At 69.5% G+C, this 5,053-nt stretch carries 5 protein-coding genes, 1 tRNA gene and 1 pseudogene; 4 read left to right on the top strand and 3 right to left on the bottom strand.

The annotated features are described in order from the left end of the window. The 4 genes and pseudogenes from Q0C38_RS22950 to Q0C38_RS22935 all read left to right on the top strand — a co-directional run. Positions 1–480: pseudogene (locus Q0C38_RS22950) on the top strand (DNA polymerase III subunit gamma/tau); the annotation flags it as partial. An 8-nt stretch (positions 481–488) separates the two neighbouring features. Next, complete coding sequence (locus Q0C38_RS22945) at positions 489–821, top strand: YbaB/EbfC family nucleoid-associated protein (RefSeq protein ID WP_291299463.1); 333 nt, start codon at positions 489–491, stop codon at positions 819–821. A gap of 150 nt (positions 822–971) precedes the next feature. After that, positions 972–1,574, top strand: coding sequence for a recombination mediator RecR (recR, locus tag Q0C38_RS22940; RefSeq protein ID WP_291299462.1), 603 nt, complete (start codon positions 972–974; stop codon positions 1,572–1,574). Between the two features lie 34 nt (positions 1,575–1,608). Beyond that, positions 1,609–1,685 (top strand) — tRNA-Arg (locus Q0C38_RS22935). A gap of 765 nt (positions 1,686–2,450) precedes the next feature. Here Q0C38_RS22935 and Q0C38_RS22930 read toward each other — a convergent pair. The 3 genes from Q0C38_RS22930 to Q0C38_RS22920 all read right to left on the bottom strand — a co-directional run. Continuing rightward, positions 2,451–3,347, bottom strand: coding sequence for an amino acid ABC transporter permease (locus tag Q0C38_RS22930; RefSeq protein ID WP_291299461.1), 897 nt, complete (start codon positions 3,345–3,347; stop codon positions 2,451–2,453). 8 nt (positions 3,348–3,355) lie between these two features. Next, complete coding sequence (locus Q0C38_RS22925) at positions 3,356–4,219, bottom strand: transporter substrate-binding domain-containing protein (RefSeq protein WP_291299460.1); 864 nt, start codon at positions 4,217–4,219, stop codon at positions 3,356–3,358. 28 nt (positions 4,220–4,247) lie between these two features. Continuing rightward, positions 4,248–5,053, bottom strand: an 806-nt coding sequence (locus Q0C38_RS22920; RefSeq protein WP_291299459.1) for an amino acid ABC transporter permease, incomplete at its 5' end; no start/stop codon positions are given.

The following is a 5,053-nucleotide window of genomic DNA, read 5'->3' as shown; positions in this document are numbered from 1 at the left end:
GCGCTGCCGCAGCCGACCACCTGGCGCGAGGTCGTGGCGCTCGCCTCCGGGCGGCAGCCGCTGCTGCATGCGCAGCTTCTGCACATGGCGCACCCGGTGCATGTCGCCCCCGGCCGGATCGAGCTGCGCCCGCGCGGCGATGCGCCGCGCGACCTCGCCCAGCAGCTCGTCGCGCTGCTCCAGCAGGAGACCGGCGCGCGCTGGACGATCAGCCTGGTCAATGCCGGCGGCGAGCCGACACTGGCCGAGCAGGGCCGCTCGGCCGAGCAGGACCGCCTGACCCTGGCGCGCAGCCATCCGCTGGTGCAGGCCGTGCTGGCCGCCTTCCCCGGCGCGCAGATCGAGGGCGTGCGCGATGCCGCGCTCGATGCCTATGGCTTGCCGCCGCCGACCGAGTTGCTGCCGGATGATGGGCGCGATTTCGCGCCGCTCGACGCCGAGCCGGTCGGCCTCGATGACGACCTTCCGCAAGAGGACTGAGGGCACCCATGAAGAATCTCGGCAACATGCTCAAGCAGGCGCAGCAGATGCAGACGCGCATGCAGGAGATGCAGGCGAAGCTTGAAGCGATGGAGGTCGAGGGCGCCTCCGGCGCCGGCATGGTGAAGGTGAAGCTGTCGGGCAAGGGCGACCTGCGCCGCGTGACGATCGACCCCTCGCTGATGGCCGCCGATGAGAAGGAAGTGCTGGAGGATCTGCTGGTCGCGGCGCACGCCGATGCGAAGCAGAAGGTCGAGGCGATGATGGCCGAGGAGATGCAGAAGGCCACCGCCGGCATGAACATCCCCGGCGGCCTCGGCGGCCTCAAGCTTCCCTTCTAGGATGGGAGCAAAGGGCCGCAACGCGGCCCCGCGCACAGATTGCCCGCCGTGCCGGGCGCGCCAGTGCGTAGGCGCGCAAGCCAAGCCGCCGGAGGCGTCACGCCGCAGGCGTGCCTCCGGCACGATGCCCGGCGTTTGAGGGCACGCAAAATGCACAACCTTCCCAACGACCCGATCGAACGCCTCGTCGCGCTGCTCGCGAAGCTCCCGGGCCTCGGCCGGCGCAGCGCGCGCCGCGCCGTGCTGCGCATGCTCACCCGCCCGAACGAGACGATGCTGCCGCTCGCCGAGGCGCTCGCCGCCGCCGCCGCCGCGGTCCGCCCCTGCCAGACCTGCGGCAATCTGGACGCGCAATCCCCCTGCGGCATCTGCCGCGACCCGCAGCGCGACCATCACCTGGTCTGCGTGGTGGAGGGTGTCGCCGATCTCTGGGCGCTGGAGCGCGCCCATGCGCATCGGGGCCTCTATCACGTGCTCGGCGGCGTGCTCTCGCCAATGGGGGGCATCGGCCCGGAGGAACTCTCGATCCAGCCCCTGCTCGCGCGCATCGCCGCCGGCGGGATCGAGGAGGTGATCGTGGCGCTGCCCGCCACGGTGGATGGCGCAGCGACCGCCCACTACCTCACTGACCGCCTGCGCCCAAGCGGCATCGCGGTCACCCGCCTGGCACAGGGCGTTCCGATGGGCGGCGCGCTGGATGTGCTGGACGAGGGCACCCTCGCCGCGGCACTCCGCGCCCGCCGCCCGGTGTAGCGGCGCGGCGCAGGGCTTGCTATTTTCCGCGCGGGTTCCCGTAGCTCAGCTGGATAGAGCACCAGATTCCTAATCTGGGGGCCGTGGGTTCGAATCCCGCCGGGAACGCCAGCTTTTTCGCCAGTTTCAATGCGGCGCCCACATCGGGCCAGGACACCGCCTCCGCTTGGCGGACTCTCTGCCGACTCATCAGCGCACCGAATGCTTTCCGTCCGCCGGCACGATTCTTGCCCCCTCGGCAAAAATCTACGCATGGAACCTCCTGCGGTCCTCGCCCCTGAGCCGCCAGAGATTCCTGCCCCGCTGCCCGTCGAAGAACCTTCCCCCGTTTCCCGGCTTCCTTGCGTGCGGTTGCACCCTTTTTTCGGTGCAACAAGCGAGGTGCCGAGGATGTCGCCGGCGGTGGTGACGCCGAGCCCGTTCAGCGACCGGTTCGAGTAGTTGAAGTACGCGCAGACCTGATTCGCCTCCAGGGTCTCGTCGTCCGAGGCACCGGCGTCGAGCAGCGCCAGGATGTCCTCCTCCTGCATGCCCTGCGGATCGAGCGTCAGCTTGCGGACGTAGCGAAGCAGCGCGAGTTCCTTACCTGAGCACGCGACCTCCCGCGTGGCCGACGCCAGCGCCCGGTAGATCGCCCGCGCCCCGGGCGTCGTGTTGCCCGTGTGGTGCAGCACCGCTTTGTAGAGCGCGCTGTGTCCTTCCATCGTGTGCGGGCGCAGGCTGTGCGCCTTCATCACGTTGTCGATCAGCCCGCCCGGCCCCTTCACGCAGTGGTACAGCGCGCGCAGGTGGCCCCCGCTCTCGGCATAGGGGTACGAGCCAGATGCAGGCGGGGTTCTCGTCGGGCGCGGGCATGGATCGCCCTTTCGTCGGGCGTCAGCCGCGGCGTGCGAAGCGCCGCTCGAGCCGGGCGGCGGCCGCGGACAGCGCGGCGCAGACGATGAAGTAGAACCCAGCGACGACAAGCCATGTCTCGAACACGCGATTCGTCGTCGCCGCCACCTCGTTGCCGAGGAAGGCAAGGTCCTGGATCGAGACGAGCGAGATGATCGAACTGTCCTTCACCAGCGACACTGCCTGGCCGGCGAGCGGCGGCACGGTGCGCGCGACCGCCTGCGGCAGGATGACGTGCCGCAGCGTTGCCGTGCGCGAGAGGCCGAGCGCCTGGCCCGCCTCCCACTGCCCGCCCGGCAGCGACTGGATGCCCGCGCGCACGATCTCCGTAACATAGGCGCCCTCGAACAGGCCGAGGCACAGGATCGCCGCCAGCACGCCCGCAGCGAACTGCGGCGGGCCGAAGAGCACCTCGATCCAGGCGAGCGTGTCAGGGTCCTGCCGCCGTATCCAGTCCTCGATGCCGAGCGCGGGCAGGATCTGGCTCGTCACGAAGAAGTAGAACACGAACACGAACACGAGCGGCGGGATGTTGCGGATCGTCTCGACGTAGAACCCCGAGATCAGCCGTGGCAGCAGCGATCGCGAGGTACGCGCCACACCCATCACCACGCCGACGATCGCCGCCACGATCGCCGCCCAGAATGACACGCGGATTGTCGTCAGCAGCCCCTGCAGCAGAAGGTTCGCGACCCAGCCGCGTTCCTCGTCGTAGCGCGCGATGAAGCCCCAGACCGGCGCGAAGTTCCACCTGTAGTCGAGCGCAGCCCCCGCCCGCCAGGCGAGGAAGCCGAGCGCGCCCAGCACCCCGATGACGATCGCCGCGTCGATCAGTCCGACGTGGCGACGGCGTGCATAGGGCCCGCCCGGAAGGTCCACGCGCGATGTCAGCCGGGCACCTGGTCGCGCCACTCGCGCGCGCTGAACCAGTAGGCCTGCCGCTCCTCGAGCCAGCCATCGAGCTGGCGGAGCAGGATCCAGTTGTTGAGGAAGTTCAACGCGTCGGGATCGGACTTCCGCACAGCCATGGCATCCGCCTGGCGGACGATCGGCGTTTCGAACGGGCGGAACAGCGCGTCCGGGTTGTCGAGCGTCGCGAACAGCGGACGTGGCACCGAGCCGATCATGCCATGCGCGCGGCCATTCACGACTTCCAGGATGGATTGCGCATCGTCGTCGAACTGGCGGATCGTCGCGCGCGGGAACAGCCGCTGCGCCGCCGCGATGCCCGAGGTACCGCGCCGCCCTGCGAAGGTCACGTTCGGCCGGTTCCAGGACTCAAGCGTCGTCATACCGTTCGCGAGGCGCCGGCTGGCCGCGATATCGACGCCCGTCGCGGAATAGGCCGTGGTGAAGTTGGCGTTGAGGTTGCGCGCCGGCGTGATGCTCATGCCGCCGATGATCGCATCGAACCGGCCGGCGAGCAGCGCCGGGATGATGCCGTCCCACGCCGTCGGCACGAATTCCGCACGCACGCTCATGTCCTGTGCCAGGCGGTTGGCGACATCGATCTCGTAGCCGATCAGTTCGCCCGCGCGGTTGCGGAACGCCCAGGGGACGAAGGTGGACATGCCGACGCGGAGCGTGCCGCGCCGCTTGACCTCCTCGATCATCGAGGTTGCGGCGAGTGCCGCACGCGCGTCTGCGCCCTGCGCCGCGGCCGGGCTGCCGAAGGCGAAGGCGCCAAGCGCCGCGAGACCGCCCGCGGCAGGGGCGATCATGCGGCGGCGGAGATCTGGTGTGTCGGTCATCGTCGTTGGTCCTTCAGGTTGCGGATCATCAGGCCATAGCGCCCTTGAGCCGCTTTTCGAGCAGCCCGACGGCGAGCGACAGCGATACCGTGACAACGAGATAGAGCGCCGCCACGGTCAGCCAGATCTCGAAGGTCATGAATGTGTCGCTGATCACGTTCCGTCCCTCGTTGGTTAGGTCGAATACCGCGATCACGCTGACGATCGCCGAATGCTTGACCAGCGACACGCCGAGTCCGGCAAGCGGCGGCAGGATCACCCGCAGCGCCTGCGGCAGCACGATGCGGCGATAGGCGTCGCGCCGCGACAGACCGAGCGTCCACGCCGCCTCCCACTGCCCCTTCCGCACCGCCAGGATCCCGCCGCGGAAGATCTCGGCGGCGAAGGCGCCCTCGAACAGCGCGAGGCACAGCACACCGGCCCAGAACCGATCGAGCCCGATGATCGGCGCCAGGATGAAGTACACGAGATAGAGTTGCACCAGCAGCGGCGTGTTGCGGATCACCTCGACGTATCCGACGACGAGCCAACGCCCCGCCGCCGATCCCGACAGCCGCAGCAGCGCCGCACCCAGCCCGATCACCACCGTCAGCACCAGCGCGATGGCGCTCATCTCCAGCGTGACGAGAAGCCCCCGCAGCAGCGGGCCGAGGAACACCTCGCCGTCGAACACCTGCACCACGTAGCGGGGAACCAGGTGCCACTGCCAGTTGTAGCCCATGCGCTCCGCCGCCTCGACGAGCAGCCAGAGCATCAGCCCGAGGAACAGCACGAATTGCAGCACGTCGATCGCGGCGCGCCGCCAGCGCGCGCGCCGCGCGGCCGCCGGCTCGC

The organism is Elioraea sp., from assembly GCF_022842375.1.
Classification (GTDB): Bacteria; Pseudomonadota; Alphaproteobacteria; order Acetobacterales; family Acetobacteraceae; genus Elioraea_A.
The sequence above is the reverse complement of the archived record's forward strand: the minus strand, read 5'-3'. Positions and strand labels throughout refer to the sequence as shown.